At 66.3% G+C, this 16157-nt stretch carries 14 protein-coding genes and 1 pseudogene; 10 read left to right on the plus strand and 5 right to left on the minus strand.

Features of this window, described 5'->3' with window-relative positions; genetic code table 11:
• Positions 1–24 precede the first annotated feature (24 nt).
• Both D2T30_RS06095 and D2T30_RS06100 read right to left on the minus strand, forming a co-directional pair.
• A complete protein-coding gene (locus D2T30_RS06095; RefSeq protein WP_128183220.1) occupies positions 25–234 on the minus strand; it encodes a hypothetical protein in 210 nt (69 codons plus the stop codon).
• A 272-nt stretch (positions 235–506) separates the two neighbouring features.
• Positions 507–959 carry an Rrf2 family transcriptional regulator gene (locus tag D2T30_RS06100; protein ID WP_128183216.1) on the minus strand — a complete coding sequence of 151 codons (453 nt, stop codon included), beginning with the start codon at positions 957–959 and terminating at the stop codon, positions 507–509.
• A 213-nt stretch (positions 960–1172) separates the two neighbouring features.
• On the opposite strand from D2T30_RS06100, the gene D2T30_RS06105 reads away from it, so the two are divergent.
• From D2T30_RS06105 to D2T30_RS06125, 5 genes are all read left to right on the plus strand, one after another.
• The gene (locus D2T30_RS06105; protein ID WP_128183214.1) at positions 1173–1646 is read left to right on the plus strand and encodes an Lrp/AsnC family transcriptional regulator; all 474 of its coding nucleotides are present in this window, start codon (positions 1173–1175) and stop codon (positions 1644–1646) included.
• Positions 1647–1763: 117 nt separating this feature from the next.
• Entirely contained in the window at positions 1764–2339 is a 576-nt protein-coding gene (locus D2T30_RS06110; RefSeq protein WP_128183212.1) for an RBBP9/YdeN family alpha/beta hydrolase, read from the plus strand.
• On the plus strand, positions 2336–2536 hold the full coding sequence (locus D2T30_RS06115; protein ID WP_128183210.1) for a hypothetical protein: 201 nt from the start codon (positions 2336–2338) through the stop codon (positions 2534–2536). Before D2T30_RS06110 ends, D2T30_RS06115 begins: the two co-directional genes overlap by 4 nt.
• 269 nt (positions 2537–2805) lie before the next feature.
• Positions 2806–4044 carry an aromatic ring-hydroxylating oxygenase subunit alpha gene (locus tag D2T30_RS06120; protein ID WP_128208171.1) on the plus strand — a complete coding sequence of 413 codons (1239 nt, stop codon included), beginning with the start codon at positions 2806–2808 and terminating at the stop codon, positions 4042–4044.
• A gap of 18 nt (positions 4045–4062) precedes the next feature.
• Entirely contained in the window at positions 4063–5133 is a 1071-nt protein-coding gene (locus tag D2T30_RS06125; RefSeq protein ID WP_128208172.1) for an FAD-binding oxidoreductase, read from the plus strand.
• 87 nt (positions 5134–5220) lie between these two features.
• On the opposite strand, the gene metH is transcribed toward D2T30_RS06125, so the two are convergent.
• From metH to D2T30_RS06140, 3 genes are all read right to left on the minus strand, one after another.
• Positions 5221–7932: a methionine synthase gene (metH, locus tag D2T30_RS06130; protein WP_128208173.1), complete on the minus strand. Its 2712-nt coding sequence runs from the start codon at positions 7930–7932 to the stop codon at positions 5221–5223.
• Between the two features lie 7 nt (positions 7933–7939).
• Positions 7940–8971, minus strand: a complete 1032-nt coding sequence (locus D2T30_RS06135) for a homocysteine S-methyltransferase family protein (protein ID WP_128208174.1) — start codon at positions 8969–8971, stop codon at positions 7940–7942.
• A gap of 111 nt (positions 8972–9082) precedes the next feature.
• Positions 9083–10072, minus strand: a complete 990-nt coding sequence (locus D2T30_RS06140; protein WP_241651214.1) for a GlxA family transcriptional regulator — start codon at positions 10070–10072, stop codon at positions 9083–9085.
• 133 nt (positions 10073–10205) lie between these two features.
• Here D2T30_RS06140 and D2T30_RS06145 point away from each other — a divergent pair.
• The 5 genes and pseudogenes from D2T30_RS06145 (at position 10206) to folD (ending at position 16138) form a co-directional block, all read left to right on the plus strand.
• A pseudogene (locus D2T30_RS06145) lies at positions 10206–11457 on the plus strand (sarcosine oxidase subunit beta family protein).
• 8 nt (positions 11458–11465) lie between these two features.
• A complete protein-coding gene (locus tag D2T30_RS06150; RefSeq protein WP_128208175.1) occupies positions 11466–11771 on the plus strand; it encodes a sarcosine oxidase subunit delta in 306 nt (101 codons plus the stop codon).
• Positions 11747–14680, plus strand: a complete 2934-nt coding sequence (locus D2T30_RS06155; RefSeq protein WP_128208176.1) for a sarcosine oxidase subunit alpha family protein — start codon at positions 11747–11749, stop codon at positions 14678–14680. The genes D2T30_RS06150 and D2T30_RS06155 overlap by 25 nt, the downstream gene beginning before the upstream one ends.
• Positions 14673–15239: a sarcosine oxidase subunit gamma gene (locus D2T30_RS06160; protein ID WP_206612874.1), complete on the plus strand. Its 567-nt coding sequence runs from the start codon at positions 14673–14675 to the stop codon at positions 15237–15239. The genes D2T30_RS06155 and D2T30_RS06160 overlap by 8 nt, the downstream gene beginning before the upstream one ends.
• Positions 15236–16138, plus strand: coding sequence for a bifunctional methylenetetrahydrofolate dehydrogenase/methenyltetrahydrofolate cyclohydrolase FolD (folD, locus tag D2T30_RS06165; RefSeq protein WP_128208177.1), 903 nt, complete (start codon positions 15236–15238; stop codon positions 16136–16138). The genes D2T30_RS06160 and folD overlap by 4 nt, the downstream gene beginning before the upstream one ends.
• Positions 16139–16157: the final 19 nt, after the last annotated feature.

Here is a 16157-nt window from a genome sequence, read left to right on the forward strand (position 1 = left end):
CCGCGGCGGGCGCGGCCGGGCAGGTCAATGCGGTTGCGCGGCGGACGAACGCGCGGCGGGCCGGGTCGCAAGGGCGTCGATGCGGATGTCCCACAGCGACTTGTCCCGGTCCCGCAGGAATTCGGCGGCGACGGCCTGCGGGTCGCGGGTCAGCACGGACTGCGCCATGCCATTGACCCGGTGCAGGCTGCCGGTGCGACGGTCGATCAGGCTGACGGCGTAGGTTTGCGACATGGTCAGTCTCCGATCCGGGCAAAGCGGGCCATCATGCAGGCGTGCCCTGGGCAGGTCTGGCGCGTGACGGGGTTGTCTGACGTCATTGCAACATCTCCTTCCATGGCGGTGCAACATCTGATGCGAGTAATATCGACCGGGTTTGTCGTCTTTGGCAATGAAAAATCCGCACCGTATTTCGCCGCCTGCAAGAACGACATTCTCCTTTCGGAGGATAAAACACCATTTGCGGAGAAGAAAATACTCTCTGCCGATACCATCCGGACAGGAAATCAGGCGCCGATGACGCTTTCGCGGGTGGAGCCCGAGCGCAGCATGTCGTCCAGCGTGAGCGAGTCGATCAGCACCAGATAGGACCAGAACACCTCGGCAAAGACCTTGCGGATGCGGCAGGTCGCCTCGTCGGTGCAATCCTCGCAGCGCTGATAGGCGGAGCGCGACAGGCAGGGCAGGGGTGCGATCGGCCCGTCGATCCGGCGCAGCAGCTCCGAGATGGAAATCTCGGACGGCTTCTTGAGCAGGTTGTAGCCGCCCGAGCGCCCGCGGCTTGATGTGATCACGCCAAGCTTGCGGATATCCAGCAGGATATGTTCGAGGAACCTTTTCGGCGTGCCGGAACGACGGGCGATCTCTTCGATCGTCAGCGCCTGCGGTTCCTCTCGCGCGGCCTCGTCGGCCAGCACCAGAAGGGCCTTGAGCGCGTATTTCATCTTCTGCGTGATCATGGGTCAGACTTACGGGGGGAAAATGATGGAATCAATGGGGCGGCGGCGGTCTGTCCCGCATCCGGTCTCGGGCGCGGGCGGGCGTCTTCGGCAAAAAGTTACGTGTCGTCAGGGCAATGCGCGGATTTCGACCTTAACACGACAAAGACGGTAGACAAAAAGATTTTTTGCGGCAGTCTTAGGGCGCCGACCGGCATCAAGGAGGATCCAGAGGTGGCGGAACTAGATTTGATCGATCGCAAGATCGTGTCCGAACTGATGCGCGACGCCACGCAACCCGTCGCGCAGATCGCGGATCGCGTGGGATTGTCGCAGACACCCTGCTGGAAACGCATCCAGAAACTGGAGGCTGCGGGGGTGCTGATCCGACGGGTGGCGATCGCCGATCCGGGCAAGCTCGGCTTCGACCTGACCGTCTTCGTCGAGATCGAGGCGCCCGACCATTCCGCGGAATGGCGCGATTCCTTCGCCAAGGCCGTCGCCAGCATCCCCGAGGTGATGGAGGTCTACCGCATGGCCGGCGAGATGGACTACCTGCTGCGCGTCTCGGTGCCCGACATGCCGGCCTATGACCTGCTCTACCGCAAGCTGACCGACGCGGTGGCGATCAAGAACGTCACCTCGCATTTCTCGATGGAGCGGATGAAGTTCACCACCGCCTATCCGGTAGATACGCGCAACTGGTGAGGGGCGGAAAAGAGAAGGGATTTTTCCTCCGGCCCCCGGTCTTTGGAAACATAATCACGATGAATGCGGTAGATTTTGTTTCATCGGATTTCACCTCTCGAACGGAAGGAACATGACATGGCCCGCACCCTGCTTGTTGCCGGACTGGATGGCTCGCCCGCGCCGCACTGGCAGCACTGGTGGGCGATGACGGATCCCACCGCCCTGCCGGTCGAGTTGAGCACGCCGCATCGTCCGGTCCGGGCGTTGTGGGAAACCGAACTGGCCGGGATGATCCTGCAGCATCCGGATTCGGTGCTGGTGGGGCACAGCCTCGGCGCGATCCTGATCGCGCGGGTGCTGACCAACTGGCCGCAGCTGCGGGTCCGGGCGGCGCTGCTGGTGGCGCCGGCCGAGACGCGCGGCAACGACCGGATCGGGCATTTCGGCCCGGTGCCGGAAACCCCGCTGCCGGTCCCCGCGACGGTGGTGGCAAGCCGCAACGATCCGTGGATGGATTACCGGCGCGCCTGCGATCTGGCGGCGCTCTGGGGGGCGGACTGCGTCGATCTGGGGAATGCGGGGCATATCAACGTCGCGGCGGGCTATGGCCCCTGGCCGCTGGGAAAGGTGCTGCGCGACCGTCTGCTGCGGCGCGCCGTCCCGGCCTGGCCGGCAGTCTCGCGCAGTGAAGGGAAGGGGATACGCACATGAAGGCGCTGTTGTTCTATCGCAAGGAACCGCAACTGTCGGACTATCTGGGGCTCGCGCTGTTTCTGGTGGCCTATCTGGCGGTGATCGGGCTGATCTTCCTGCCGCGGGTCTATCACAGCGCCGCGGCGACGCCGCAAAGCTCCTTCGCCGTCGAGGCGACTCACCTCGCGGTGGGGGCGGGGCAGGTGATCCGCTGATCCCGCGTCCATGACTTTCGACACCTTCGGGGCCGCGCCTGTGCAGGGCGCGGCCCCGTCCGTTCCGGCACCTTTCGGGCGTGGAAATCGGGCCGCGTCTCTTTCACGTCATCCGAGGTCGCAAACGATCTACAGCCCGCGCGCGGGACGTGGCTAGACTGGACGGATACAGCCCCCGTCAGAGGGGCCGATCCAGCCGCGACGGACTTCCCCCGCCGCATTCGCCATGATCCCGCCCGGTATGCGCGCGGATGACAAGGAGGTGCCAGATGCTGAGCCAAAGCGAAATCCAAGCGCTGCTTGCGGCGCGTCGCCCGAATTTCTCGCTTGAGCGGGACCTGTATTGCGACGAGGGGGTCTACCAGACCGACCTCGAACAGATCTTCTACAAGGAATGGCTGTTCGCCATTCCGCTGGCGGAACTGACCAAGACCGGCGCCTATGCGACGCTGCAGGTCGGCGCCTATCCGGTCATCATCGTGCGCGGTCAGAACGGCGCGGTGCGGGCCTTCCACAACGTTTGCCGCCACCGCGGCCAGCGGCTTTGCGCCAAGGAAAACGGCACGACGCCGAAGCTTGTCTGTCCCTACCACCAGTGGACCTATGAACTGGATGGCCGGCTGCTTTACGCGCGCGACATGCAGGAAGGGTTCGACAAGGCGGATTACGGGCTGAAGGAGGTCGCCTGCAAGGAAGTGGGCGGCATGGTCTTCATCTGCCTGAATCAGGATCCGCCCGATTTCGCGCTGCTGGAGGAAAAGCTGTCCACCTACCTCGCCCCGGCCGGGCTGCGGGAGGCGAAGGTGGCCCATAGCTCGACCATCATCGAGAAGGGCAACTGGAAGCTGGTGATCGAGAACAACCGCGAATGCTATCACTGCGGCGGCTCGCATCCCTCGCTGTGCCGGACCTATTCCGACAGCCCGACGATGACGGCGATGGAAGGCCCCGATGCCGCGGCGCCCGAGATCCTCGAACACTGGAAACGGTGCGAGGGGGTCGGCCTGCCGTCGCGCTTCACCAACCATCCGAAGATGCAATGGCGTCTGGCGCGGATCCCGCTGCTGAACAACGCCGAAAGCTACACGATGAGCACGAAGCGCGCGGTGACGAAGCTGATGGGGCAGATGCCGTTCTTCGATGCGGGCAGCCTGCTGTTCTACCATTACCCGAACACCTGGAACCATTTCCTGGCGGATCACGCCATCGTCTTCCGCGTGCTGCCGCTGTCGCCGACCGAGACGCAGGTGACGACCACATGGCTGGTGCCCAAGGATGCGGTCGAGGGGGTGGATTACGACCTCAACGCCCTGACCGAGGTCTGGATCAACACCAATGACGAAGACCGCCGCGTGGTCGAGGAAAACCAGAAGGGCATCCTGTCCCCCGCCTATGAACCCGGCCCCTATTCCACGATCCAGGAAGAGGGCGTGATCCAGTTCGTCGACTGGTATGCGGATTTCATGCTCGAACGTCTGAACCCGCGCCCCGCGCTGGCCGCCGAATAGGATCGGAGAACAGAAGGAATGGCGAAATCGCGCCTGAACTGGACCGCCGAACCGTGGGACGATGCCGAGCTTCTTGAATGCGCCATGGTGGTGCCCGAGACGGCCGATTCAGCCACCTTCACCTTCCGCGCGCCTTCGGGCGCGTGGTTCGACTATCAGCCGGGGCAGTTCGTGACGCTCGATCTGCCGGTGCCCGGCGGGAATGTGCAGCGCACCTATACGATCTCCTCCTCGCCCTCGCGGCCGCTGTCGATCTCGCTGACGGTGAAGGCGCAGGAAGGGTCGATCGGCACGCGCTGGATGCTCGACCATCTGAAGCCGGGGATGCGGGTCCGGGCCTACGGGCCGTCGGGCGTGTTCACCAGCCATCGGCACCCGGCGCGGAAATACCTGTTCATCTCGGCCGGGTCGGGCATCACGCCGATGATGTCGATGACCACATGGGCCTGGGATTCGGGCGAGATGCCGGACATCGCCTTCGTCCATGCGGCGCGCTCGCCCTCGGACATCATCTTCCGCGAAAGGCTGGAGCTGATGGCGAACCGGGTGCCGGGGCTGCAGCTGCGGTTCACCGTCTCGCGCCCCGATCCGTTCCGGGCGTGGCACGGCTATCTCGGCCGGCTGAACCAGATCATGCTGGGCCTGATGGCGCCCGATTATCTGGAACGCGAGGTGTTCTGCTGCGGGCCCGACGCCTTCATGACCAGCGTGCGCGAGATGCTGATCGCGCTCGGCTATGACATGGACCGCTACCATCAGGAAAGCTTCGGCGCGCCTTTGGGCGAGGAAACCGATGTGCCGCTGGATATCACGCCCGAGGAAAGCACGACGGCCGAGGTGGTCTTCGCCGACAGCGGCGTGACGGCAAGCTGCGCCGAGACGGATACGATCCTCGCCGTGGCGAAGCGTTCGGGGCTGAACATCCCCTCGGGCTGCACCTTCGGGCTGTGCGGAACCTGCAAGATCCGCAAGATCTCGGGCGAGGTGCATATGGTCCACAACGGCGGCATCACCGACGAGGATATCGACGAAGGCTACATCCTCGCCTGCTGTTCCAATCCCATGGGGCGGGTCGAGATCGAACTGTGACCAAGCGGAAACGCCCGGCCGGAACGGCCGGGCGTTGACCTATGTGCAGCCACCTGACGCCGCAAGCGGCGGCAGGTGTCCGCCGGATTACGCGGCTTCGGTCTGGCCGGGCGTATAGTTGAGGATCGGCGCGAGCCAGCGTTCCGCCTCTTCGACGGTCATGCCCTTGCGCCGTGCGTAATCCGCGACCTGATCGCGCTCGACCTTGGCGACGCCGAAGTAATAGGCCTCCGGATGGCCGATGTAGATGCCCGACACCGACGATCCCGGCCACATCGCCATGCTTTCGGTCAGCGTCACGCCCGTCGTCGCCTCGGCGTCGAGCAGTTTGAACAGCGTCACCTTTTCCGTATGGTCGGGCTGGGCCGGATAGCCTGGCGCCGGGCGGATGCCGCGATAGGGCTCGCCCACCAGATCGGTGGGGGCGAAGGTCTCGTCCGCCGCATAGCCCCAGTAGTCCTTGCGCACCCGTTCATGCAGCAGTTCCGCCATCGCCTCGGCGAAGCGGTCGGCCAGCGCCTTGACCATGATCGCGGCGTAATCGTCGTTCGCGCGTTCGTAGCGGGCGGCGATCTCGGCCTCCTCCGGGCCTGCCGTCACCACGAAGGCGCCGACCCAATCCTTCACCGTGCCCTCGGGCGCGACGAAATCCGACAGCGCCACGTTCGGCCGCCCGTCGCGCTTCATCGTCTGCTGGCGCAGGGTGTGCAGCGTGGCGAGGGGATGCACCCGGTCCTCGCCGGAATACAGGACGATATCGTCGCCCACCGTATTCGCCGGCCAGAAGCCCACCGCGGCGCGGGGGTGGAACCATTTCTCGGCGATGATCCGCGCCAGCATCGCCTGCGCGTCCTCATAGAGCTGCCGCGCCGCCGCGCCCTGCTTTTCGTCGTCGAGGATACGCGGGAAGACGCCCTTCAGCTCCCATGTCTGGAAGAACGGGGTCCAGTCGATGTAGCGCGCGATTTCCGCCAGATCCCAGTCCGCGATCGCGCGGCAACCGGTGAAGCCAGGTGCCGGGACCGAATAGCCGGACCAGTCCACCTTGTAGGCGTTGCGCCGCGCCTCGGCGATGGCAAGGCGGCGCTTGGCGGCCTCGGCGCGTTCGTGGCGCTCGGCCACGTCCTTGTATTCGGCGCGGATCTGGTCGATGTAGGCGACCTTCCGTTCCGGGCTGAGCAGTTCCCCCACCACGCCCACGGCGCGGCTGGCATCCGTCACATAGACCGCCTGACTGTGGGTGTAGCGCGGTGCGATCTTCACCGCCGTATGCACCCGCGAGGTCGTCGCCCCGCCGATCAGCAGCGGAATGTCGAACCCCTCGCGTTCCATCTCGGACGCCATATGCACCATTTCGTCGAGCGAGGGGGTGATGAGCCCCGACAGGCCGATCGCATCGACCTTTTCGGCCCGGGCGACGTCGATGATCTTCTGCGAGGGTACCATGACGCCCAGATCGATGATCTCGTAATTGTTGCACGCCAGCACGACGCCGACGATGTTCTTGCCGATGTCGTGGACGTCGCCCTTGACCGTCGCCATCAGGATCTTGCCGGCGCTTTCGCGTTCGGTCCCGCCATTCAGGCGCTTTTCCTCTTCCATGAAGGGCAGCAGCACGGCCACCGCCTGCTTCATGACGCGCGCGGATTTCACCACCTGCGGCAGGAACATCTTGCCCGCGCCGAAAAGATCGCCGACCACGTTCATCCCGGCCATCAGCGGGCCTTCGATCACATGCAGCGGGCGTTCCGCGGCAAGGCGCGCCTCTTCGGTATCCGCCTCGATGAATTCGGTGATGCCGTTGACCAGCGCATGTTCCAGCCGCTTTTCCACCGGCCATTCGCGCCAGCTCAGATCGCGGGCCTTTTCCTCGCGCGCGCCGCCCTTGAAGCGTTCGGCGATCTCCAGCATCCGTTCCGTCGCCTCGGGCGTGCGGTTCAGCACCACATCCTCGCAGGCCTCGCGCAGGTCCGGGTCGATCTGGTCGTAGACGGCCAGCTGCCCGGCGTTGACGATGCCCATGTCCATCCCCGCCTGAATGGCGTGGTAGAGGAAGACGGCATGCATCGCCTCCCGCACGGGTTCGTTGCCGCGGAAGCTGAACGACAGGTTCGACACCCCGCCCGAGATATGGGCATGGGGCAGGTTCTGCCGGATCCAGCGGGTCGCCTCGATGAAATCGACGCCGTAGTTGTTGTGTTCCTCGATCCCCGTCGCGATGGCGAAGATGTTCGGGTCGAAGATGATGTCCTCGGGCGGGAAGCCGACCTTTTCCGTCAGCACCTTGTAGGCGCGGGCGCAGATGTCGATCTTGCGCTGGTAGCTGTCGGCCTGCCCCTGTTCGTCAAAGGCCATGACCACCGCCGCCGCGCCATAGGCAAGGCACAGCGTCGCATGGTGGATGAAGGCTTCCTCGCCTTCCTTCAGGCTGATCGAATTGACGATCGGCTTGCCCTGCACGCATTTCAGCCCAGCCTCGATCACCTCCCATTTGGAGCTGTCGATCATCACCGGCACGCGGGCGATATCGGGTTCGGCGGCGACCAGGTTGAGGAACTCGACCATCGCCGCCTTGCTGTCGATCAGCCCCTCGTCCATGTTGACATCGATCACCTGCGCACCGTTTTCCACCTGACTGCGCGCGACTTCCAGCGCGGCGGCGTAATCGCGGTTGGTGATAAGCTTGCGGAAACGGGCGGAGCCGGTGACGTTCGTCCGTTCGCCCACGTTCACAAAGGGAATGTCGGCGGTCAGCGTGAAGGGTTCGAGCCCCGAAAGCCGCAGCAGGTGTTCTTTCATCGTATCCTCAGATCTGGCGGGGCGCGAAGGGGCGGACGGCCTCGGCGATGGCGCGGATATGGTCGGGCGTGGTGCCGCAGCAGCCGCCGACCACGTTCACCAGCCCCTCGCGGGCGAAATCGGCCACCTGTTTCGCCGTGTCGTCGGGGCCTTCGTCATACTGGCCGAAGGCGTTCGGCAGGCCGGCGTTCGGATAGGCGCAGATGCGCGTATCGGCGACGGATGCCAACTCGCTCAGATGCGGGCGCATGGCGGCGGCGCCAAGCGCGCAATTGAGCCCGACGGTGAAGGGTTGCGCGTGTTTGACCGAATACCAGAAGGCGGTGGGCGTCTGCCCCGACAGCGTGCGCCCCGAGGCATCGGTGATCGTGCCCGAGATCATCAGCGGCAGCCGTTCGCCATGTTCGGCGAAGGCCTCGAGACAGGCGAAGATCGCCGCCTTGGCGTTCAGCGTGTCGAAGATCGTCTCGATCAGGATCAGATCCGCCCCACCCGCAATCAGCCCGCGCACCTGTTCGCCATAGGCGATGCGCAGATCGTCGAAGGTCACCGCGCGGTAGCCCGGATCGTTCACGTCCGGACTGATCGAGGCGGTGCGGTTCGTCGGCCCGACCGCGCCCGCGACGAAACGGGGCCTGCCATCCGCGGCGGTCGCCCGGTCCATCGCGCGCCGCGCGATCCGCGCGCCCTCGACGTTCAGCTCGAACACCTTGTCTTCCATCGCGTAATCGGCCTGCGCGATGGTGGTCGAGGAAAAGGTATTGGTCTCGACGATATCCGCCCCGGCCATGGCGTAGCGGTAATGGATATCCTCGATCGCCTGTGGCTGGGTCAGGATCAGCAGGTCGTTGTTGCCCTTCTGCGGGTGGTCCGAATGGATATGGCAGGCGCAGCCGCTGTGGCCGGCGTAATCCTCTTCGCTCAGGCCAAGGTTCTGGATCTGCGTTCCCATCGCCCCGTCGAGAATCACGATGCGCTCGCGCGCGATCTTTTCCAGCGCGTCGAAGGTCTTGGAGCGGGGCAGGCGGAAACTGAGCATGTCGGGGCCTCTTCAATAGACCCTGCAAGGTAATGATTCCGGCAACTCAGATCAAACTCATAGTTCTCCTGAAGATCATGCGCCGGATCGAATATCCCAGCCATCACGGAGTCAGCCGCCACGGATCTTGCGCCGCCGCCGGGCGGGGGGCTCGCCGAAGCGGGCGGCGAAACCGCGGGTGAAATGCGCCACGCTGGAAAAACCCGTCGACAGCGCGATGTCGAGAATGCCGAGCGAGCTTTGTTCCAGCAACTCCTCGGCCTTGTCGAGCCGCAGCTCGCGGTAGAACTGCATCATCGGACGGTCCAGATGATCGCGGAACAGGCGCTGCAACTGCCGCAGGCTGGCGCCGGACAGCTGCGCCAGCTGCGCGGGCGAGAGCGGATCGGCTAGGTGGCTCGACATCATGCCCACCACGGATTCCAGCACGGGGTGGTGCAGGTTGTAGCGCCGCGCCGGGTCGAGCTGCTGCGGCTCGCCCGCCGCGCGCAGGCGCGGATGGATGAACCAGTCGCTGACCGAACGGGCGAAATCGGCGCCATGCCGGGCGGCGATGATCGCGCACATCATGTCCATCGCCGCGACGCCGCCCGCGCAGGTGAAGCGGTCGCGGTCGATCACGAACAGCGCGCGTTCGACCGCCAGATCGGGGTGCAGTTCCTGCAAGGCGTCGATATGCAGCCAGTGGACGGTAAAGCGGCGGTTCGCCATCAGCCCGTGCCGCGCAAGGATCGCCGCGCCGCCCGAAATCCCGCCAAGCGGCACCTTGCGGGCGTGAAGCCCGCGCAGCGCCCGCGCCAGCGCCGGATCCTCGTAGCGCAGCGGATTTCCGCCCGCGACGACGAAGGCGATGTCGAAATCCGCCGTCGCGGCAGTCAGATTCTCGCAGGGGAAGCCGCCGCCCGCCGTCGAGGCGGCGAACCCCCCGCCCGCCGACAGAAAGCGGATGCGGTAGAGTTCGCGCCCCGCCAGCAGATTGGCCGCGCGCAGCGGCTCCACCGCCGAGGCGAGAGACATCAGCGCATAGCCGGGCGTCAGCACGAAGGCGATGACCCGCGGCGGGGAGGTGTCGTGCTGCGGTGCGGCGGGCATGTCGGGCATGTTCGGCTCCGTCCGTTTCGGCGAAACTAGCCGCTGCGGCGCCTGCGGGCAAGAAACTGGCGCCTGCGTGCAAAAATGCCGCGCCGCAGTGATGTAACCTGCCTCTCGCAAGATCTGACGAAGGATGCCGAAGGTGCGTTTCTCCGCTTTCAAAGTCGTGGCCGAGGCCCTGACGGGCCACAAGGGCTGGGGGCCGTTATGGCGCAACCCCGAGCCCAAGCCCGAATATGACTACATCATCATCGGCGGCGGCGGGCACGGGCTTTCGACCGCCTATTACCTGTCGAACACGTTCAGGCAGGCGCGGATTGCGGTGCTGGAACGCGGCTGGCTGGGGCAGGGGAACATCGGGCGGAACACCACGATCATCCGCTCCAACTACCTGCTGCCGGGGAACGAGCCGTTCTACGAGCTGTCGATGAAGCTGTGGGAGGGGCTGGAACAGGCGTTCAACTTCAACGCCATGGTCAGCCAGCGCGGCATCGTCAACCTGATCCACAGCGACGGCCAGCGCGACGCCTATCGCCGCCGGGGCAATGCGATGTTGCTGGCGGGGGCGGATGCGGAACTGCTGAGCCGCGAACAGGTGCGCGGGATGTGCCCGTTCCTGAACTTCGACAATGCCCGCTTCCCGATCAAGGGCGGCCTGATGCAGCGTCGCGCCGGCACCGCGCGCCATGACGGCGTCGCTTGGGGCTATGCGCGGGGCGCCGACCAGAAGGGCGTCGACCTGATCCAGAACTGCGAGGTCACCGGATTCCGCATCGAGAACGGCCGCGTGCTCGGGGTCGAAACCTCGCGCGGCTACATCGGCGCCCGCAAGGTCGGCGTCGCCGTTGCCGGCATGTCCGGCAAGGTCATGGGCATGGCGGGGATGCGTCTGCCGATCGAAAGCCACGTTTTGCAGGCCTTCGTGTCGGAGGGGCTGAAGCCGGTCATTCCGGGCGTCATCACCTTCGGCGCCGGGCATTTCTACGTCAGCCAGTCGGACAAGGGCGGTCTGGTCTTTGGCGGCGACATCGACGGCTACAACAGCTACGCCCAACGCGGCAACCTGCCGGTGATCGAGGACGTGGCCGAGAGCGGCATGGCGCTGATGCCGATGATCGGGCGGGCGCGGCTGTTGCGCACATGGGGCGGCATCATGGACATGTCGATGGACGGCACGCCGATCATCGACCGGACGCCCATCGAGGGGCTCTACCTGAACGCGGGCTGGTGCTACGGCGGGTTCAAGGCGACGCCGGGCCTCGGGCTATTGCTTCGCGCATCTGCTGGCGACCGACACGCCGCATGAAACGGCGCGGCTGATGCGGCTCGACCGGTTCGAGCGCGGTTATGTGATCGATGAAAAGGGTGTCGGTGCGACCCCGAACCTGCACTGAGGCAAAACATGCTGATCCCCCATCCCCTGCTTGGCCTGCGCGATGCGCAGGAATTCACCTATCTTGGCGACGCATCCCTGCTGAACCGTCCCGACGGCATGGCCGAAGGCGCCGACAGGGCCTTTTTCGACTATGCCTATCTGCGCGACAATCCGGCGGGCGTGCATCGGGAACTGTGGTTCCACGAACAGGGCGACCGCTCGTGGCTGGTCGTGACGCGCGACACCACCACGCATGAAATCCTTGGCGCCGAACTCGCCCGCGATGTGGCGCTGAAGGGAGGCGCGCGATGGCCCGGCTGTCCGGCGGCCTGATCGACCGCACGAAAACCCTCTCCTTCAGCTTCGACGGCAGGGGCTACACCGGCCATCCGGGCGACACGCTGGCCTCGGCGCTGTTCGCCAATGACGTGCGGCTGATGGGGCGCAGCTTCAAATACCACCGCCCGCGCGGCCCCGTCTCGGCCGGGTCGGAAGAGCCGAACGCGCTGGTCGAACTGCGCGGGGGCGCGCGGCAGGAACCGAACACCCGCGCCACGGTGGCCGAGCTTTACGACGGCCTTGTGGCGAAAAGCCAGAACCGCAAGGGCTCGCTGTCCTTCGACTGGCTCGCGGTGAACGACCTGCTGGCGCCGTTCTTCGCGGCGGGGTTCTACTACAAGACCTTCATGTGGCCGAAGGCGTTCTGGGAAAGGCTGTATGAGCCGATGATCCGCAAGGCGGCGGGCTTGGGCAGCCTGACCGGGCTGCCGGACCCGGACAGCTACGACAAGGGCTTTCTGCATTGCGACCTGCTGGTGATCGGCGGCGGCGCGGCGGGGCTGGCGGCGGCGCTGACGGCGGGGCGCGCCGGGGCGCGGGTGATCCTCGCGGATGAGGATTTCCGGCTGGGCGGGCGGCTGCTGGCCGAAAGCCACAGCCTGAACGATGCCCCCGCGACGGACTGGGTCGCCGCGGCGGAGGCCGAGCTGGACGCCCTGCCCAATGTGCGGATCCTGCGCCGCACCACCGTCTGGGGCGCTTTCGACCACGGCATCTACGGTGCGCTCGAACGAGTGTCCGACCATCTGGCCGTGCCCAGGGGCGTGCGCCAGACATTGTGGCGCATCACGGCAAAGCGGATCGTGCTGGCCGCCGGCGCGACCGAGCGGCATATCCCGTTTCGCAACAACGACCGGCCGGGGATCATGCTGGCCGGCGCGCTGCGCGCCTATGCCAACCGTTGGGCCGTCTGCCCCGCCGACCGCGTCGCGGTCTTCACCAACAATGACGACGGGCACCGCACCGCGCTCGACCTGATGGCGAAGGGCGTGGGGATCGCGGCGGTGATCGACAGCCGCCCGGACGTGCGCGCGCAGGGGGATTATCCGCTGTTCGCCGGGGCCGTCGTGTCGGACAGCCGCGGGCGCCTTGGCCTGAACCGCATCGCGGTGGCGCGGGACGGGCGGGAAACCTGGATCGAATGCGGCGCACTTGGGGTTTCGGGGGGCTGGAACCCGAATGTCCATCTGGCCTCGCACCATCGCGGCCGGCCGGTCTGGTCCGAGGTGCTGCACGCCTTCGTGCCGGCGCCGGCGGGCGGGCCGCCCGGCCTGACGGCGGCGGGGGCGGCGGCGGGCGAAGGCTCGACGGCGGGTGCGCTGGCTTCGGGCGCGCGGGTCGCGGCGGCGGCGCTGTCCGATCTGGGCTTCGCCGCGACGCTGCCCGACCTGCCAAGGGCCGAGGACGCGGCGCAGACCCTGACGCCTCTGTGGCATGTGCCGGGCGAGGGGCGCGCCTGGGTCGATTTCCAGAACGACGTGACCGTCAAGGACATCGGGCTGGCCTATCAGGAAAACATGCGGCCCGTCGAGCATCTGAAACGCTGGACCACGCTTGGCATGGCGACGGATCAGGGCAAGACGGCAAATGTCACCGCACTGGCCGTGATGGCGGAGCTGACGGGCAAGGCGATCCCCGAGACCGGCACGACGATCTTCCGCCCGCCCTATACGGCTGTGCCGATCGCGGCGCTTGGCGGCGGCGATTCGGGCGAACATTTCCGCCCGCGCCGGCTGACGCCCACGCATGAATGGGCCGCGTCGCGGGGCGCCGCCTTCGTCGAGGTGGGCCAATGGATGCGGGCGCAATACTTCCCCCGCCCCGGCGAGACGGAGTGGCGCCAGACGGTCGACCGCGAGGTGCTGGCCACCCGCAGGGGCGTCGGCATCTGCGATGTGACGACGCTCGGCAAGGTCGATGTGCAGGGCGCCGACGCGGGGGCCTTCCTCGATCGGATCTACTGCAACGCGATGGCCAGCCTGAAGGTGGGCATGGTCCGCTACGGGCTGATGCTGCGCGAGGACGGCTTTGCCTGGGATGACGGCACCTGCGCCCGTCTGGCCGAGGATCACTACGTCGTCACCACCACCACCGCCCATGCCGGGACGATCTACCGGCATATGGAGTTCTGCCGCCAGTGCCTCTGGCCGGATCTGGACGTGCAGCTCATCTCGACGACCGACGCCTGGGCGCAGCTGTCCGTCGCCGGGCCGCAGGCGCGCGCGCTGCTGGAACGGGTGGTGGACGGGGTCGACCTGTCGAACGCCGCTTTCCCCTTCATGGCCTGCGCGGATCTGACGATCTGCGGCGGCATCCGGGCGCGGCTGTTCCGCATTTCCTTCTCGGGCGAACTGGCCTATGAAATCGCGGTGCCTGCCCGTTACGGCAATGCGCTGATGGCGCGGCTGGTCGATCTGGGTGCGGATCTGGGCGCCACCCCCTACGGGACCGAGGCGCTTGGCGTGCTCCGGATCGAAAAGGGTCACGCGGCGGGCAATGAACTGAACGGCCAGACCACGGCGCGGATGCTGGGCATGGGGCGGATGGTATCGGTGAAGAAGGATTCGATCGGGGCGGTGCTGTCGCGCCGCGAGGGGCTGGAGGCGGAAACCCGCGTCCTGGTCGGGCTGCAACCCGTCGATGCCGGGGATCCGGTCGTCGCCGGATCGCATCTGTTCGCCGCCGGGGCCGCCCGCAACACCTGGACCGATCAGGGCTGGATCACCTCGGCCTGTCATTCGCCGCATGTCGGATCCGCGATCGGGCTGGGCTTTCTGGAAAATGGCGCAAACCGGATGGGCGAGGTGATCACCGCCGCCAATCCGTTGCAGGGGCAGGAGATCGCCCTGCGTGTCGTGTCGCCGCATTTCGTCGATCCTGAAGGAGGACGCCTCCGTGCCTGATCTTACCCCTCTCACCGCGCTTGGCCAGACGGCGCCGATGGTCCTGACACGGGGGGCGCTGACGGTTACCGAACATCCGGCGTTGGCGCTTGCCTCGCTGGCGCTGGGCCGGGGGGCGGTGGCGCCATGCCCCTTTGGCGTGCAACTGCCCGAGCCGGGCCTGTGGGCCGCGGGGCAGGGGATCGCGGCCTTCTGGACCGGCCCGAACCAGTGGATGATCGAGGCCGAGGGTCGCGCCGAAGAGGATTTCGCCAGGGATCTGACGGTTCACGCCCCCGGTTGTTCGGTGACGGAACAGACCGACGGCTGGGTCTGCTATGAAATCACCTCGTCAAAAGGCGCGACCCCCATCCTCAACCTGCTGGAGAAACTGGTGAATATCGACGTGGCATCCTTCGGGCCGGGGCGTGCGACACGGACGGGGCTTGAACATATGTCCGTCTTCGTGATCCGTCGGGCCGAGGACCGGCTGGCGATTCTGGGCATGCGGTCCTCGGCGGCGTCGCTGTGGCATGCGATCGGAACCGCCGCCGGGCGCTTGGAAGAGGTGTTGGAATGACAGCGACGATCATTGACGGAAAGGCTTTCGCGGCGGGGATCCGGGCGCGGGTCGCGGAACATGTGACGCGGCTGAAAGAGGAAAGCGGCATCACCCCCGGTCTTGCGGTGGTGCTGGTCGGCGAGGATCCGGCCTCCGCGGTCTATGTGCGCAACAAGGGCCGACAGACGGTCGAAGTCGGCATGAACAGCTATGAACACAAGCTGCCGGCCGAGACCTCGGAAGGGGACTTGCTGGCGCTGATCGAACGGCTGAATGCCGACCCTGCGGTGCACGGGATCCTCGTGCAGCTGCCGCTGCCGAAACATCTGAACGCCGATCTGGTGATCAATGCGATCGATCCGGCGAAGGATGTGGACGGGTTCCACATCTCGAACGTCGGGCTTCTGGGCACGGGGCAGAAGGCGATGGTGCCCTGCACACCGCTTGGCTGCCTGATGATGCTGCGCGACCGGCTGGGGGATCTGAGCGGGCTCGACGCCGTGGTGGTGGGGCGCTCGAACATCGTCGGCAAGCCGATGGCGCAGCTCCTGCTCGGGGACAACTGCACCGTGACCATCGCGCATTCGCGCACGAAGAACCTCGCCGAAGTCTGCCGCCGCGCCGATATCCTCGTCGCCGCCGTCGGCCGGCCGGGGATGATCCCGGGCGACTGGGTGAAGCCCGGCGCGACGGTGATCGACGTGGGCATCAACCGCATCCCCGCCCCCGAAAAGGGCGAGGGCAAGACGCGGCTGGTGGGCGACGTGGACTTCGCCTCGGCGGTCGAGGTCGCGGGCGCGATCACCCCGGTGCCCGGCGGCGTCGGCCCGATGACCATCGCCTGCCTTCTGGCGAACACCCTGACCGCCTGCTGCCGCGCGCATGGCCTGACCGAGCCCGAGGGCCTGACCGCCTGACACCCGCAACCGCGACCAG

The organism is Paenirhodobacter populi (genome assembly GCF_004022215.1).
Classification (GTDB): Bacteria; Pseudomonadota; Alphaproteobacteria; order Rhodobacterales; family Rhodobacteraceae; genus Rhodobacter; species Rhodobacter populi.

Excerpts from the sequence above, each read along its gene's own strand:
- D2T30_RS06095 (WP_128183220.1), bottom strand. The coding sequence starts at position 234 with ATGTCGCAAACCTACGCCGTCAGCCTGATCGACCGTCGCACCGGCAGC.
- D2T30_RS06100 (WP_128183216.1), bottom strand. The coding sequence starts at position 959 with ATGATCACGCAGAAGATGAAATACGCGCTCAAGGCCCTTCTGGTGCTG.
- D2T30_RS06110 (WP_128183212.1), top strand. The coding sequence starts at position 1,764 with ATGGCCCGCACCCTGCTTGTTGCCGGACTGGATGGCTCGCCCGCGCCG.
- D2T30_RS06115 (WP_128183210.1), top strand. The coding sequence starts at position 2,336 with ATGAAGGCGCTGTTGTTCTATCGCAAGGAACCGCAACTGTCGGACTAT.
- D2T30_RS06120 (WP_128208171.1), top strand. The coding sequence starts at position 2,806 with ATGCTGAGCCAAAGCGAAATCCAAGCGCTGCTTGCGGCGCGTCGCCCG.
- D2T30_RS06125 (WP_128208172.1), top strand. The coding sequence starts at position 4,063 with ATGGCGAAATCGCGCCTGAACTGGACCGCCGAACCGTGGGACGATGCC.
- metH (WP_128208173.1), bottom strand. The coding sequence starts at position 7,932 with ATGAAAGAACACCTGCTGCGGCTTTCGGGGCTCGAACCCTTCACGCTG.
- D2T30_RS06135 (WP_128208174.1), bottom strand. The coding sequence starts at position 8,971 with ATGCTCAGTTTCCGCCTGCCCCGCTCCAAGACCTTCGACGCGCTGGAA.
- D2T30_RS06140 (WP_241651214.1), bottom strand. The coding sequence starts at position 10,072 with ATGCCCGACATGCCCGCCGCACCGCAGCACGACACCTCCCCGCCGCGG.
- D2T30_RS06150 (WP_128208175.1), top strand. The coding sequence starts at position 11,466 with ATGCTGATCCCCCATCCCCTGCTTGGCCTGCGCGATGCGCAGGAATTC.
- D2T30_RS06155 (WP_128208176.1), top strand. The coding sequence starts at position 11,747 with ATGGCCCGGCTGTCCGGCGGCCTGATCGACCGCACGAAAACCCTCTCC.
- folD (WP_128208177.1), top strand. The coding sequence starts at position 15,236 with ATGACAGCGACGATCATTGACGGAAAGGCTTTCGCGGCGGGGATCCGG.